Here is a 15,140-nt window from a genome sequence, read left to right as displayed (position 1 = left end):
CCTGCCGCCGGCGCAAGGCCCGGATGACGGAAAGGTGCGGAAGCATGCACGTAGACGGCGGAATCATGCATCGAGGGTTGCCAAGTGACCGGAAGCCTGCCACCCTCGGCTGAGACCTACACATGGTCCTAGACCGTGGAAAGGCGGACTCCCATGGCTGTCTCGCAGAACCTGTCAGCGCCGAAGCGCCCCTGGCTGCTCGTTGCGGGGGACACCGTGCTCATGCGTCCGAGCCGCTGCGAGCCCCGGCTTCGAGAGTTGATCCGGTCAGCCGACACAGCCTTTGCCAACCTCGAGGCCCCTCTGACCTCCCGGGGTGTCCCGGCTGAGAAGGCCGCGACACACCGGGCCGACCCCGACTGCGCACAGTGGTTGCTGGACCTGGGGTTCACGGCTGTGACCTTGGCCAACAATCACGCCCTGGACTACGGTCCTGCCGGGCTCGAGGACACGATCCAGGCACTGCGGCAGGCCGGCATCGCCCACGTGGGTGCTGGAGCATCCTCGCAGGAGGCCTTGGCGCCGCTCGTGACGCAAACGAGTTCAGGTTCGGTGGCAGTCATCGGCCTCTGCGCTGCGCTACCGCCGGGATTCGCGGCTACCGACACGCGACCCGGAGTTGCACCCCTGCGGGTCCTGCAACAGGTGTCAGTTGACCCAGCACTGGCGGCCGAGCAACCAGGCATGGCTCCCTTTGTCCACACGTCAGTACATCCCCCGGACCTGCTCGCTGCCTGCGAGTCCGTGAGGAGGGCCCGCGAAAGTGCGGATGTGGTGATCGTCGCTGTCCACTGGGGCATCCCGCACGGCTTTGCAGCGCCGTCCTACGGCCCACTCGCCGAGTACCAGCAACCGGTGGGGCGAGCGTTGATTGACGCTGGAGCCACCCTGGTGATCGGGCACCACCCACACCTGGTGCAACACGTTGAGAGGTATGCGGGGGGATTGATCGCTTACTCGGTTGGGAACTTCATGTTCCACAACTGGGACCGCTTCAGTGGCCAGGGACCTGACCAAAGCGCCGCGAGCACACCGGCGGGCGCCGAGACTGGCCTGTTTCCCCTCCAAATTCCTAGCGCCCCGTACCGGAGCTCGTTCGGGGCGGCCGAGACGCTGGACTCGGTCGTCGTCCTACTCACGTCCCCCAGCGAGGGTCCTGTGTCGGTCCAGTTCGTGCCCACCACCATGACGAATGGAGATCCTGTGATACCTACGGCCAATCAATGTCAGGCCATCCTCGACCGACTCGATCGGGGCTCCTCCACAACTTCAGGAGACCTAGCGCTACGACTGCGCACGGACCTGGTCCCAGGTGCGGTCGTGGGGGAGGTTCGCCTCAATGGATAACGCGACAACAGGCGGTTTGACCTTCTACGCTGCCGCCGGCACGTTTGACGCCCACGAGAAGGGAATGCAACACGGCTCCGGACTGCTCGTCTCCAACGGTCAGATCGTCGCTGTAGGGTCTCCTGGGAACGTCTGCCCACCAGATGCCCAGGTGGTAGACCTGGGGAGCACATTTATCGTGCCCGGCTTTTTCGACGCCCACACGCACATCACAATCCGACCTGGCGAAGGAGACCAGCACGGGCAGATGGCTCAGCCGCCAGCTTGGCAGGCGATACGGGGCGTGGCCAACTTGCAGGCAATGCTCAAATCTGGCGTCACAACCGCACGGATTATGACTGAGGAAGCGGATATTGATTTCCACTTCAAGGCAGCTGTTGCAAACGGCGAGGTGGCCGGGCCAACGCTACGCGTGGCGGGTCGAGGACTGAGCCCGCCGGGCAAGCACGGAGGAGCTGTGGCCGGTGTTCAAGGGCGGGCGGACCTCAGTGCCGCTGTCGCGGCCAACGCCGCCAAGGGTGCCGACCACATCAAGATCTTCACGACCGGGGGGGTCTCCTCAACGGACACCTCCCTGGATGAGTCCAACTACTCCGCAGAAGAGATCGCGGCCATCGTGGACACGGCTGCCGAACACAGCCTGACCGTCTCGGCACATGCTCACGGCGGCCCGGGGGTCGACCTCGCGGTGGCAAACGGCATTCATTCGATCGAGCATGGTGCGTTGCTCACGGCAGACAGCGTCCGCAGGATAGTGGAAGCCGGCGTCTGGATTGTCCTGACCAATACGATCCTGTTCCATCCCAATGGGATCGAACAGGGCGATGCGCAAGACCCGCGCATCTTGGCAAAGGTGCAGCAGGCCCGAGCGTCAATGGAAAGGGCCATCGAACTCATCCGAGCGGAAGGTGCTCGAGTGGCACTGGGCACGGACTCCATGCACGGGCTGTTCGGCTATGAGCTCCAGTGGCTCACTGAACACGGGTACACCGTAGAAGAGGCGCTCCTGGCGGCGACTCGCAGCGCCGCCGAGCTCGCCGGTGTCGACAACATCGGGCGTCTTGCCCCCGGTTCACAGGCCGATTTCTCCGTTCTTGACCGCGACCCCTTCGAGCACATCTCAGCGGTCTATGACATCCGTGCCGTCTACCGCGCCGGCCGCCAAGTGGTCGCTCCAGACGGCTACACCCGCCCTGCCCCTCTCTCGGCAACACTCCCTGAAGGAGAGCCCAATGAATGAAGCGGCACCATCGACCGCACCGTCCGTACCCTCAGCAGCCGCGCAGCGAGATGTTCGCTACCTCGTTCCCGGGCCGATGCACCTGACAGACCTGGGTAGCAGGGAGCTCGATAGGCGTGAGCAGAAGCTTCAGGACTGGGCACTTCCCGGCACACGGGTAACCGTCAAAGCCGTGGACGCCGGGCCGGCATCGATCGAGTCCATGTACGAGGAATACCTCAGCATCCCTGCCATGGCCCAGCTGGCTGTGAACGCACAACAAGATGGTGCCCACGCTGCCATCATCGGATGCTTCGGAGACCCCGGTCTCGATGGTCTCCGGGAGGTAACGGACATGCTGGTCGTCGGGCCAGCTGCAGCATCCATTGCCATGGCCACCACCTTGGGCCATCGGTTCGGCATCGTGACCGTCACAGACAGCATCATTCCTGCCCTCAGGCGCCTCACGTGGGAGGCGGGTGCGTTGGACTCCTTGGCCTCGATCCGCTCTATCAAGACTTCCGTCATTGACCTCAACAAGGACCACGACGCTGGGGTCCACAAGATGATGGAGGAGGGACGTCGGAGCGTCGAGGACGACGGCGCCGACACCTTGATCCTCGGTTGCATGAGCATGGGCTTCCTGGATGTCGCCGAGCAGATGACCGAGTCCCTTGGTGTGCCGGTCATCAATCCGTCGCGGGTCGCCCTTCACATGGCAGAAGCGACGCTCGCCCTCGGCCTCACGCACAGTCGGCGAGCGTTCATGGAGCCGCCCAAAATCACGGCCGGCAAGCACTTGAGCGAGCTCTACTTGCAGGGTGAGCGGCTGTGAACGGCAACAGGTCTCCGCGACGAGGCCGCAGAACTGTCACTGCCAGCCTGCTAGGCGCCATTCTGGCGGTGGCGCTGCCCTTGGCTGCGTCCGCTGACGCCACGCTGGACACGGCACAGACCCAGGTGGTGCTGGACGCGAGCGGGTCTGCCCAGGTCGAGATCAACTACCGCATCACCGGTTCGGCAGATGGAGAGACGGCTCAGACAGTCAGCTTCTCCTCGTTGAACTTCGATGGCGCGGTAGTCGATGACCTACGGGTCACAGCAGCGGGAACGCCGTTGCAGTTCGAGTCCGAGCTCGTGAACGCCAAGACGACCACTGTGGTCACCTTGCCTGAGGCTCTGGAGCCAGGGCAGGACCAGGACCTCGTGTTGGCTTACGTGGTCCCGAGCGCAGGCTCCATCGACGGCGAAGAACTGACCACGAACGTGCCGATCTTGGCCATGGACAATCCTGCGGCTTCCTCTGCGCCCGGTACGTTTACGGCCACAGTTGAGATGCCCGCGGGCCACTCCCGGGTGGAGGGGTTTCCCTCCAACACCTCGGACGTGACGGAGGCAGGCGAAGCCACAGTGCTGCACTACAGCCTGCCCGCTGTGCCCGCTGTTCTGCGCACTGTGAGCACCGAAGGCGAGCCATCGTGGTGGACAACGGAAGCGCTCATGGAGACACTCCTCGGTTTGTCCATCATTGCTGGGATCGTCGCACTCTACTTCGGCTTCGTGCGCCCGCATCGTCGGAATGCCACAGGAACCGACCAACACAGCCCGCAGGCTGACACTTCTCGCGGGTCAATCCACGCTGACAAGAACCGAGGTCTGTGATGTCAATTTTCGATGCAGGTTTCATTATGTGGGGCTACTTCCTATTCTATGCGCTCCTGACCGCGGCTTACTTGGTCTGGATGGTGAAGAAGAACAAGACCGAACGCCCCCGCGCTGGTCGCGACATTTCGGTGGGCGGTGACCAGTCATGACCGAGACTCTCGTAATCGGCGCGTATCTCGTGCTCACGCTCGGCTTGGGATATTTGGGTCTGCGCCTGACCAGGAATGACCAAGATTTCTACATCGCTGGAGGCAAGCTGGGGTGGGCTGTTGGCGGTGCCAGTATCGCCGCCACCCAAATGAGCTCTGGTCTCTTCATTGGGACCATCGGCGTCATCTACGCCGTCGGTTGGTCTTTTGCTTGGGTGGTGTTCGTCTTCCCGCTGGCGTACTGGCTCATGGTGGCAGTCATTGCTCCGAGGTTCACCAGGGAGCGCAAGGTATCCCTCCCCGACTTCATCGCCACCCGGTACTACAGCAGTGCAGCCCGGGTCATTGCGGCCATCATTATCCTGATTGCCTTCGTCGTCTACATCTCTGCCCAGGTGATCGCTGGCGGACTCATCGGTAACGCATTGTTCGGGATCCCAGTCCAGACCGGAATGATTGGGTTCATGCTCATCGTGCTGGCATACACCGCCATCGGTGGGATGGTCGCCGTGGTCTACACGGACTTCCTTCAGATGATGATCATGATCGCCGGCGCCGCCCTGGCCATCCCGATCGTCCTGTCCCACACCGGCGGATTCGGTTCGATGCTAACCCTGGTGGACAGTGCCGCCCCCATCACCTTTACCTGGGAGGGTATAGCGCCTTCTTTGCTGATCACCCTCGGACTGGCCTTCTTCCTTGGGGCTGTCGCACGTCCAGAGCAGTTGGTGCGCTTCTACGCCATGAAGGACATGGCCACGATCCGAAAAGGGGTTGGCTTCGTCATCGTCCTGGTAGGGGTGGCGCACTCGCTGGTCTTCATCCTTGCTCTGGGAACCCGAGTGCTGTTCCCGTCCCTGAGCACTGGGGACAGTGCCATGCCAGTCCTAGCCGTCAACGCCTTGCCGCTCTTCCTGGGCACACTGCTCCTTGTCGCAGTGGCGTCGGCCATGATGTCGACCATCTCGTCAGTGCTCCTCGTGGCAGGAACCGCCCTGTCACACGACATCTACGGCACCGTTCGACCCCACAGCTCACCAGCGCGGCGACTGATGATCGGTCGTATCGGCACAGTTGTCGTCGGGCTGGTCCCGCTGGCCATGGTCCTATCGGGCTTCGGCGCAGGTGAGCTCGTGCAGTTCATCGTCGCGCTGTTCAGCGCCCTCATGGGAGCAGTGTTCCTGGTCCCCGTGGTGGCAGGCGTGCTCTGGCGGCGTGCCACGCGTGAAGGGGCCATCACCTCAATGGTGGGAGGACTGCTGGGGACCGTCGGATGGAGGCTCTTCGGGGACACCGCCACGATCGATCCTGTGGTGCCCGGCTTCCTCGCGTCACTGGGGCTCATGATCGTCGTCAGCCTCCTGACCCCCGCCCCACCACTGGCAGCAACAGCCCCGTTCTTCGACACTCCCACCGATGCGCGCCCCGCGGCAACCGAGCGGACCGAGACCGGGGTAAGCAATGAGTAAAGCGGCAGCATTGAACGTTTCCATCGAGAGAATCCAGAGAGACATCGAACACCTCGCCACGCTGGGACAGACCCCATCCGGAGGCGTGAGCCGCACCAGCTTTTCCTCAGCAGACAAGCAGATGCGACAGTGGCTCCACGGCCAGTGTCAAGAGCACGGCCTAACAATGCGAACGGACGGGATCGGGAACATCTTCATTCGGGCCGAAGGTATGAATGTGCCTAAGGCGGCCCCCGTCTGTGCTGGATCGCACCTAGACAGTGTCCCCGAAGGCGGTCGATACGACGGGATCGTTGGATCCGTGGCAGCGCTCGAAGTGCTCCGCGTCCTCGGCCAAGCCGCACCGGCCCTGCAACGGCCCGTAGAAGTCGTGATCTTCGCCGACGAAGAAGGCAATTACCACCACCTGCTCGGCTCGACCGCGCTGGTCGATAACTTTACCTGGGAGGAACTCCAGCAACTTCGTGGACGGGAGGGAGATCTGCTCGTGGATGCGCTCTCGGCTATGGACTGGGACCCACGCCACGCCACACGCACGGCACTATCATCTCACGATGTGCACGCCTTCGTGGAACTGCACATTGAACAGGGGCCCGTCCTGGAAGAGAGCCATACGGACATAGGTATCGTGACGTCGATCGTCGGTCTCGCCGGTGGACAACTGGACTTCGTAGGAAGTCAGGACCACGCCGGGACAACCCCGATGCGCCTGCGGCGCGATCCCATGCAGGCGGCCGGCTCCTTCCTGGGGCAATTGGCACGCATCGCTTCCGGAACTAGTAGCACCGCCGTCCTGACCTGTGGCCTCATGGAGATCGAACCAGGCGGCACGAACGTCGTTCCAAGGCTTGCGCGCCTGCACCTTGACTTCCGCGACCCCGACCCGGACGTCCTGTCCCAGCTCGAGCAACGCATCATTGACTGCGCTTCTAATGCAGCGAACCAGTACGGCGTTGAGGCCAGTTTCCGGCGGATGAGCGTAACTGCCCCCGTCCCTCTTGACCCGCATATACGAGCTTTGCTTCGAGAGGTTGCTCTTGGGCGCAACCTCAGCGTGACCGACATCCCATCCGGGGCGGGCCACGACGCACAAAACATGGCCCGGCTCACGCCAACAGCCATGATCTTTATCCCCAGCGCGGGAGGCAAGAGCCATAGCCCACAAGAACACAGCAGCTGGCAGGACATCGAACATGGTGCGAACGTGCTACTAGATGGGGTAGTACGTCTTGCGCAGGCCTGATCGGAGTGCTTGTGCCGCCGCGACCATCTCGGTCTCGGCCTTCGGGACGTGCGCCTGTGACACCGGTGGCGATCACCACGGCGTTGGACGCGGCCATCGAGGCCTCGAAGCGCGGGTGAAGATAGGTCGCGTCCAGGTACACGTACGCGGATGCGGCGTGGTCCAGCCGGTGGGTGCGGAACGTTCCGGCCGACTCATCCGGGCCCGCGAAGGTCCTGGACACCTCGGACTTGCAGGTCCGGGTGCCACCCAGCGCGACGACCAGGTCGTCGACGGAGCGGGTGGACACCCCCGGACGTAGGCCTCCATCACCGCCGCGACAACGCGCAGTCGACACGGACACATCCCCACCCTTGGTGGTGGGCAGTTTCGACCGGACCCGTTGTGTCGGGGGTCCGTTTGGCGGCCCGCTCGTGCCGGGCGGCGCCAATCGCCTCGGTAGTCTCGGTCTCGATCAGCTCCTGCAGCACCATGCGCACGCGCAACTCCACTACGGGACTTCTACGGTTGATCAGATCCGCGCAGAAGCAAGGTGCTTCGCTGGGGTCCGGAATACCCGTTTGCTCGGCAGGCCAGGGATCCGCGGGCGTCAGCGCCCTCGCGGCCTCGCCAATCCTCAAGGCCATGCGAAAGGCTTCCACAACCAGTCTCGGGATGCCGGGAGCTCACTCCGATGTGTTCCCTGACGCGACCAAGACGTCTCCCAACGCCGAGCCCGTAGAGATGCCGGGGCATGTCACATCGCGTGTGCAGCGCCCCATGGGGTCGCAGGCACGCCTGGGCACCGCATCGACGAGGGCCTCGCGTGGGTTTGTGCGTAGGTGAACGAGGCGACTCAACTGGGCCAACGGGTGCCGTGAGTGTGCACGACTGGCGCGCCAGCGTGACCGAGGTCACACCTAGACCTGTTGTTCGGACCGGCTCCACGCGCTATTGTCTACGACAAACGTTTCCGACAAACGTTTCCGACAAACGATTCCACAGGCGAAGGGCGGATCATGACAGAACGTTTGGCTATAGAGGAGATTGAGGTGCACGTCCTGCAGGTTCCGCTGCAGAAGACCTTCTGGATGTCCACCGAGGCGTACACCACCGCTGGCCAGGTGTTCGTGACGCTCCGAACGGCTGAGGGCCTCGTCGGCTACGGTCAGGCCCACGGCAACCCGTTGGACGAGATCGCGAAGGTCATCCGGGAGGACCTGTCGCCAATCCTGCTGGGATCGAGCGCTTGGGACGTACGAGCACTCTGGCAGCGCATGTTCGAGACCACCTTCCGCCGTACAAAGGCGGTCACCACCGGTCAGCCTCACTTTGGCAACCGGGGTAGGTATCAAATGATGGCTGCAATCGCCGCGGTCGACATCGCGATGTGGGATCTTCGCGCCAAGGCAGCCGACGTGCCGCTGCACCGTCTCCTTGGCACGGATCGGAATACGGTGCCCGCCTATGCCTCCGGGGGCTATTACCCTAGCGCGGATCGTGACGAACTGGGAATCGACGGCCTGATCAACGAGATCGGCTCCTATGTCGAGGCTGGTTTCGACACGGCGAAGATGAAGGTCGGCCGTGTACCGGCTAACGACGTCAAGCGTGTCGCCGCCGTTCGGGACACCTTCCCGGACATCAGGTTGCTCGTTGATGCCAACGGCGCGTGGACGTTCACGGAGGCAGCGCTCGCCGCTCGAGGGTTCTCCGAGTTGGGGGTGGCTTGGCTGGAGGAGCCGTTGGCCTGGTTCGCCAACGCTGCAGATCTGGGTCGTCTAGCCGAGATCAGCCCGGTCCCGTTGGCCGGCGGGGAGCAGGAACCGCATAAGTGGTCGTGCGTGCCGCTCGTGGAGCAAGGCGGCTTGCGCTACCTCCAACTGGACTGCACCAGGGCTGGCGGCATCACCGAGTGGCTCGAGGCGGCGGCTTTCGCGACGCAGAAGGACGTGGGCCTGGCTCCCCACCACGACCCGCAGATTCACGCGCACCTTCTTGCTGCTTGCGGCGATGACGTGATCCAGGAGACCTTCCCCAACCCGGTGCGGGACCCCCTGTGGGATGAGTTCTTCCTAAGCAAGCCCACCTTGCGAGACGGCGTGGTGCATCTCCCCGCCGCGCCGGGCCTGGGGTTCGAACCAGACCCAGCGATGCTCCGCAGGTGGAGCGTGGCCTCTTGGACCTGCTCCAGCGACGCCGGTGAGGTGCAGGTGCGCGAGGGCGCTAGCCAGTTCGCCGTTCAGTGACCGGGTTCGTCCTGGGCACACCCACGGATGTTGTTCATCGCCGATAGGGACCGCCTCAAAGCGGTCGCAGACAACTCAAGGAAGAGAGAAAGCGAATGCGCACAAAGACAACTACAGGTTCTGCCCGCCAGTTGCGGACTGCCCTGATCGCTGCACCGCTCCTGCTGGCTGTCGCCGCTTGTGGCGGGATCGACCCCGACACGGAAACCGCTGATGGCAGCGAGGACACGGGCGGTCAGGAAGGCGCCGCGTCGGGTGAAGCCATCACTACTGGGTGGGGACCGAGCAACGGACAGTGGTACCTGTACGGTGCGCAATCCATGTCGATCGTTGCGGAGGCATCTGGCCTGGATATCACCGTACGAGAGAGCGCCGGCAGCGAGGAGAACGCCATCCGCATGGACCGGGGTGAGCTGGATGTGGGCATGCTGGACGCTAACGGTGCGGATGAAGCGCTCGGAGAGGACCACGACCTGACCACTCTGTTCCCACTGTCAGTTGTCGTATGGCAGATGGTCGTGGGTGAGGACACCGACATTCAGACCTTGGAGGACCTCGACGGCGCAGCGTTCAACCCGGGGCCTGTGGGTGGTGCCAGCGCGATGGTGACCGTCGAAGTGTTCGAAGAGGGTCTGGGCCTAGACGTCGACTGGTTCGAGGCCACCGCTCCCGATGCCCAGTCTGCCTACCAGGGACGGCAGATCGAAGGGTTTGCCCTCCGGGGAGCTGGCGTGCAGGCCGACGGCGCCGTCCTGGAGGTCGACTCCGCCCGACCCGTACGGCTGCTCTCCTTCACCGAAGAGCAGATGGATGCCGCTGTTGAGGTCAATCCCGACCTTTCTCCGGCCACGATTCCGGCCTCCACCTACGACACCGAAGAGGACATCCTGGCCATCGGTTATTGGGGCGTCGTGGTGGGTGCCTCGGTCGACTTTGACGAAGACCAAGCCTATCAGATGACGAAGTCATTCTGGGAGGAGCTTGACACCATTGGTGAGCAGTTGCCGCAGGTGGAAGGGATGACTCCCGAGGATGCCGTTAACGAGGCCCTCATGCCGCTGCATCCCGGTGCCGTGCGTTACTACGAAGAAATGGGTATCGACGTTCCGGACGAAATCAAGGTGCAAGGATAACCCGTGGCGGTGACCCGGGTTCTCCGTGAGCTCTCGCCGATAGTGGCAGAGAGGAGGCGGTTGTGAGGGCAACGACCGAAGAGCAAGAGAGACAGAGAGCTGTCCCTCAAGGGGAGGTGGCTGCAGCGGCTGATTTGCATGCGCACTCTCGGCCCCAATGGCGCATCATCGCGTTGGCTGTCGTCGGTGTGGCGACCGTGGTATTCCATTTCTACACAGCCGGTGCCGGCCCGCTCACGAGTTTCCGGCAGACTTCGGTGCACGTCTTGGCAGCCACGACGATGTGCCTACTGAACAACTGGGATGGCAAGGGAGTTCCAGGCACCCCACGGGCCCGCGTGGCTGGGGCGCTGGCCGTGGCCCATCTGGCAGTCATCATCACGGGTACCGTGTACGTCCTCGCCAACTTTCAGCGCATTGCTTTCGAGTTCGGCTATGCGCGGCCCACGACCGTGGACATTGTACTGGGCACGCTTGTGCTCATGACATTGTTTGCTGCGGCTCGTCGCAGTATTGGATGGGCGTTTCCTATCATCACCGGCATACTCTTCGCTTACGGGCTCTGGGGACATAACGCGCCTGGTGTACTTTCGCACGCAGGGTCGTCCTACACCGACCTGATCGCGGACGGCTTCATTAGTCCACTCGGAATCTTTGGAGCTATCACCGCCACCGCGGCCACTGATATCGCCATCTTCATCATTCTCGGCGGGTTGCTCATGGCCACCGGCGGCGGTGATGGGTTCCTCAAACTGGCCCTTGTCATCGCCGGTCGCCGCCGCGGCGGACCCGGCAAGGTCGTTGTAGTCTCGAGCGCCCTGTTCGGAATGATCAACGGCAGCGCTGTGGCGAACACTGCCAGCACGGGGTCGATCACGATCCCAATGATGAAGCGCTACGGCTTTAAGCCTCGATTTGCCGCTGCCATCGAGGCGGCGGCCTCCACGGGAGGCCAGTGGACACCACCGATCATGGGCGCGGTCGTCTTCCTCATGGCTCAGCTCCTGAGCATTCCATTTTATCAACTAGCGGCGGCAGCCATCATTCCCGCCGTGATCTTTTATATCGCGTTCTTCACTACGGTGCATACCGAAGCGAACAAGTACGGCTTAGTCGGCATCCCCCGTGACCAGATACCCCGCATCAAGGAGTTCTGGGACGAGTTGGTCATCCTTTTCCCGCCAGTTATTGTCCTTATTTACATGATCGTCGAGCGCTATCCAGTCCGCATGGCTGGGTTCAGCGCCGTGGTCACCCTGCTGATTTCAGCCACGCTCGTTCAGTTGCTCTGGAAGCGAACCTCACTACGTTCCTACGGCGGTATGCTCGTCACCGGCTGTGTGCAGGCTGCGAGCACTATCGGCGTGATTGGTGTTCTTGTTGCTGGCTCACAAGTTATCGTGGCCGTCGTCGGGACCACCGCCCTGGGGCTGAGTCTTGGCCAGCTAATATTCCAGTTCGCCACCGTGTCTCTCTTCGGCGCCCTCGTGATGGCCGCAATTATCAACATCGTGCTGGGTCTGAGTTTGCCTACGGTGCCCTCCTACCTGATCGCAATTGCCATAACGAGTGCGGCACTCCAGAATCTGGGCATGGAACCCATCGCGGTCCATTTCTTCGCGTTGTACTACGCGACCCTGGGCGGGCTCACACCACCGATTGGGGCGACCGCGTTCGTGGCCGCGGCTATCGCCGGGACCGGGTGGCTTGGTGTCTCGCTGACTGCGATGCGCCTGTGCGCAATTGCGTTCGTGATGCCATTCATATTCGCCGTCCGCCCGGAGTTGCTACTGGTTGGCGAGCCTATGGCGATCGCCGAAGTGGCAATCTCCACGACTGCTGGGGCCGTGGCACTGAGTGTAGCGATGACCGGCTACGGGTCCCGGCGGTTGCGAAGCTGGGAAATTGTCCTGCTCGGCTCCGGGGCGCTGGCCCTGCTCCTGCCTGGGACATTCACGAATGTAATCGGCGCTCTTGTCGTCGCTGCAATAATCGCACTGCACTTCATCATCCGAGACGTTCCCGCATCGACCGTTGAGGATCAGCCGCCCGAACCGGGACCCGGTAAATTGCCTCGCGGGACACGTGTACATGTAAACGAGAAGAAAGGAATGGCATGAAGCTGGAGACACTGGAAACTATCCCCGTCGTTGCCAAACTGCCGAAGGTCTTCCAAGGCTCGTACTACAAGATGGACAGCCGGGCCACTCTTGTAACCCGAATCAGAACGGATGACGGCGTCACGGCCGAGGTCTACAACGGTGACGAGGTCAACACCCAGCACGAGATCGCACGCATCATGCAAGAAGAACTGTGGCCGCGCATCGTCGGCATGGACCCGCTACAGATCCAGGCGGTCCGCGCGGCGATGCTGCCGGTCACCTTCGACATCCTCCGGGACCGTAACCTGGTCACGATGGCGATCGGAGCGATCGACACCGCCCTTTGGGACATCGTGGGCAAGGTCGCTGGACTGCCGCTGGCCCAACTGTGGGGCGGCTACACCGACCGGCTTCCGGTGATCGGCATCGGGGGGTACTACAGCGATGACATCGGCGACCTCGCCCGCGAGGTCGAGGACTACCTCGAGTTGGGCATCAACGGTTCGAAGATGAAAGTCGGCTCGGAGTCCCCAACCCAGGACGCCGAACGCTTCCTGGCCATGCGCCGCGCAGGGGGAGAGGACTTCGTTCTGATGGCCGATGCCAATCAAGGTTACGAGCCACAGGACGCCGTCGCGTTCGCCGACGCCGTCTCAGACCACGGACTGCGCTGGTTCGAGGAACCAGTGCGCTGGTACAACGACCGCCGCTGGATGCGGGACGTGCGGTTCAAGGCAAGTGTCCCGGTCGCCGCCGGGCAGAGCGAACACTCCCGGGCCGGAGCCAGGGACCTGATGTTGGAGGGGGCCATCGACGTATGCAACTACGATGCCTCTTGGTCCGGTGGCCCTACCGAGTGGCTGGCCGTAGCAGGGACTGCACGCTCGTTCGGAGTTCAGATGGCCCACCACGAGGAGCCTCACATCGCCATCCATCTTCTGGCATCTCAGCCACACGGCACCTTCGTGGAGTGCTTCCACCCCGACCGTGACCCCATCTTCTGGCAGATGCTCGCCAACCGGCCTGAGCTAGACGGCAGCGGATACCCCGTGCCCTCCGGGGCCGGCTTCGGTCTTGAGTTGGACTGGGACTGGATCGGGAGTCACCGCGTGGATCGCTAGAGTCCAGTGCCAGGTGGCATGCTCTTCCCACTGACCAGGTCAAATGAGGAGGTGCTATGGGAGGCATCCGGGACGTGGCTCGCCATGCGGGCGTGGCCCCGTCCTCGGTGACGCGAGTACTCAATGGGTACCCCAACATCAGCGAGGACTTGCGAGCACGAGTCATGGCCGCCATCGAAGCGTGCGACTACAAACCCGATGCGGTGGCTTCCGGACTACGGCGAGGCGTGACGCGCACCATCGGCATCGTGGTCAGCGACATCGTCAACCCGCTGTTCGCCGAAATCGTCGAGGGACTGGAAGAACGCTTACGAGAGGACGGCTACTGGTTCGTGCTCGCCCACTCCCACGGCGATCCCGAGCATGACGTCGAGAGCATCCGCCTACTCCAGCAGCGCCGCGTCGACGGCCTTGTCCTTTCGGTCGCCGACGAAACGCAGCCCGCCCTCCTCGACATCTTGTCACGACTGCGTCTGCCGGTAGTGCTACTCGACCGGGAGATCGAGGGGTGGACCGAGGCGAGTGCGGTCCTATCGGACCACCGGCCGGGCGTGGCTCAGGTAACCGGCGACCTCTTGGATGCTGGCCACACCAGAGTGGCGCTGATTAGCGGATCAGCAGAAACGCGACCCGGGAGAGAGCGCTTGGCAGGCTTCCGCGAGGCGTTCATGGCCCGAGGCCTATCCCCAGACTCTGACATAGTGCAGACCGGTGCCATGTCAGTGCGCGCCGGCCAGGACGCCGCAAGAGAGGTCCTGTCGCGTCACCCAAGACCTACTGCCATCATCACCGGCGCAAACCTGCAACTGGTCGGTGTGCTCAAGACGATGCAAGAGCTCGGTCTGAGGGTCGGCAAAGACGTGGCTTTGGCCGCTTGTGACGACGTCCCCATCGCCTCCCTCTACGCCCCGCCCATCACCGTCGTCGCTCGGGACACTAGACAACTCGGCCGCGAGGCAGCAGACCTCCTTCTAGAACGATTGGGCGATCCCGCCAGACCTGCACGGACGATCCACTTGCCTACGCACGTGCTGACACGGGCATCCACACAAACGTTGGGAGCACCTGAAGCCGGGCCGACTACTCCGGTCGCCCCGCAGCAACCCTAGCCTTGACCCCTTCGATGGAAACCAGTCAAGCGGCGTGGGGCGGCAGCCGTGGGCTAGTCCTCCGGCTACGGAGGATTTGACCGAAGGGCGCTGTGGCGCCGCTAGCGGTGTACCGACGACAGGCGCGGGCCGGCGTGGAGTACCCCAGTGGGGCTCTTCGTCGGCCGACCTGCCTCAGAGCTCGCGTACTTTGTGACATACGCCGCGTGCTGGCCGAGCGTGACGTCCCCGTCCGAGAGTAGGGGTGAGCTGAAGCTCGATGGGGGACACTTGGCCATATGCGCTAGCTACCCGCAGGCTGTCTCGACATCGGCACTAGCCTGGTCGGGATAGATCTGAGGCGGTGCGAGGGTCA

Annotated in this window: 12 protein-coding genes; 11 read left to right on the top strand and 1 reads right to left on the bottom strand. The window is 63.1% G+C overall.

What is annotated here, in order from left to right; genetic code table 11:
• The first annotated feature begins 153 nt into the window (after positions 1 to 153).
• From LVO85_RS17150 to LVO85_RS01210, 6 genes are all read left to right on the top strand, one after another.
• Complete coding sequence (locus tag LVO85_RS17150) at positions 154 to 1,347, top strand: CapA family protein (protein ID WP_408637658.1); 1,194 nt, start codon at positions 154 to 156, stop codon at positions 1,345 to 1,347.
• Positions 1,340 to 2,587, top strand: coding sequence for an amidohydrolase family protein (locus LVO85_RS01230; protein WP_232745586.1), 1,248 nt, complete (start codon positions 1,340 to 1,342; stop codon positions 2,585 to 2,587). Before LVO85_RS17150 ends, LVO85_RS01230 begins: the two co-directional genes overlap by 8 nt.
• The gene (locus tag LVO85_RS01225; RefSeq protein ID WP_232745585.1) at positions 2,580 to 3,401 is read left to right on the top strand and encodes an aspartate/glutamate racemase family protein; all 822 of its coding nucleotides are present in this window, start codon (positions 2,580 to 2,582) and stop codon (positions 3,399 to 3,401) included. Before LVO85_RS01230 ends, LVO85_RS01225 begins: the two co-directional genes overlap by 8 nt.
• Positions 3,398 to 4,228 carry a hypothetical protein gene (locus tag LVO85_RS01220; RefSeq protein ID WP_232745584.1) on the top strand — a complete coding sequence of 277 codons (831 nt, stop codon included), beginning with the start codon at positions 3,398 to 3,400 and terminating at the stop codon, positions 4,226 to 4,228. The genes LVO85_RS01225 and LVO85_RS01220 overlap by 4 nt, the downstream gene beginning before the upstream one ends.
• Positions 4,229 to 4,376: 148 nt before the next feature.
• On the top strand, positions 4,377 to 5,849 hold the full coding sequence (locus LVO85_RS01215; protein WP_232745583.1) for a sodium:solute symporter family protein: 1,473 nt from the start codon (positions 4,377 to 4,379) through the stop codon (positions 5,847 to 5,849).
• Positions 5,842 to 7,092: a M20 family metallo-hydrolase gene (locus LVO85_RS01210; RefSeq protein ID WP_232745582.1), complete on the top strand. Its 1,251-nt coding sequence runs from the start codon at positions 5,842 to 5,844 to the stop codon at positions 7,090 to 7,092. Before LVO85_RS01215 ends, LVO85_RS01210 begins: the two co-directional genes overlap by 8 nt.
• Here the strand turns inward: LVO85_RS01210 and LVO85_RS01205 are convergent.
• Entirely contained in the window at positions 6,977 to 7,381 is a 405-nt protein-coding gene (locus LVO85_RS01205; RefSeq protein ID WP_408637657.1) for a transposase, read from the bottom strand. The two genes, LVO85_RS01210 and LVO85_RS01205, sit on opposite strands and share 116 nt — an antisense overlap.
• A gap of 742 nt (positions 7,382 to 8,123) precedes the next feature.
• Between LVO85_RS01205 and LVO85_RS01200 the strand changes: the two genes are divergently transcribed.
• From LVO85_RS01200 to LVO85_RS01180, 5 genes are all read left to right on the top strand, one after another.
• The gene (locus LVO85_RS01200; RefSeq protein ID WP_232745581.1) at positions 8,124 to 9,320 is read left to right on the top strand and encodes a mandelate racemase/muconate lactonizing enzyme family protein; all 1,197 of its coding nucleotides are present in this window, start codon (positions 8,124 to 8,126) and stop codon (positions 9,318 to 9,320) included.
• A 95-nt stretch (positions 9,321 to 9,415) separates the two neighbouring features.
• A complete protein-coding gene (locus LVO85_RS01195) occupies positions 9,416 to 10,453 on the top strand; it encodes a TAXI family TRAP transporter solute-binding subunit (RefSeq protein ID WP_232745580.1) in 1,038 nt (345 codons plus the stop codon).
• Positions 10,454 to 10,515: 62 nt separating this feature from the next.
• The gene (locus LVO85_RS01190) at positions 10,516 to 12,573 is read left to right on the top strand and encodes a TRAP transporter permease (RefSeq protein ID WP_232745579.1); all 2,058 of its coding nucleotides are present in this window, start codon (positions 10,516 to 10,518) and stop codon (positions 12,571 to 12,573) included.
• Positions 12,570 to 13,676: a mandelate racemase/muconate lactonizing enzyme family protein gene (locus LVO85_RS01185; RefSeq protein WP_232745578.1), complete on the top strand. Its 1,107-nt coding sequence runs from the start codon at positions 12,570 to 12,572 to the stop codon at positions 13,674 to 13,676. Before LVO85_RS01190 ends, LVO85_RS01185 begins: the two co-directional genes overlap by 4 nt.
• 56 nt (positions 13,677 to 13,732) lie before the next feature.
• Positions 13,733 to 14,785 (top strand): LacI family DNA-binding transcriptional regulator, encoded by a 1,053-nt coding sequence (locus tag LVO85_RS01180; protein WP_269812801.1) that lies wholly within the window; start codon positions 13,733 to 13,735, stop codon positions 14,783 to 14,785.
• Positions 14,786 to 15,140 lie beyond the last annotated feature (355 nt).

Origin of the sequence: Ornithinimicrobium sediminis (genome assembly GCF_021272345.1) — a bacterium.
Lineage (GTDB): Bacteria > Actinomycetota > Actinomycetes > Actinomycetales > Dermatophilaceae > Ornithinicoccus > Ornithinicoccus sediminis_B.
Note: the sequence above shows the minus strand (reverse complement) of the source record. Positions and strands in the feature narration are given on the sequence as shown.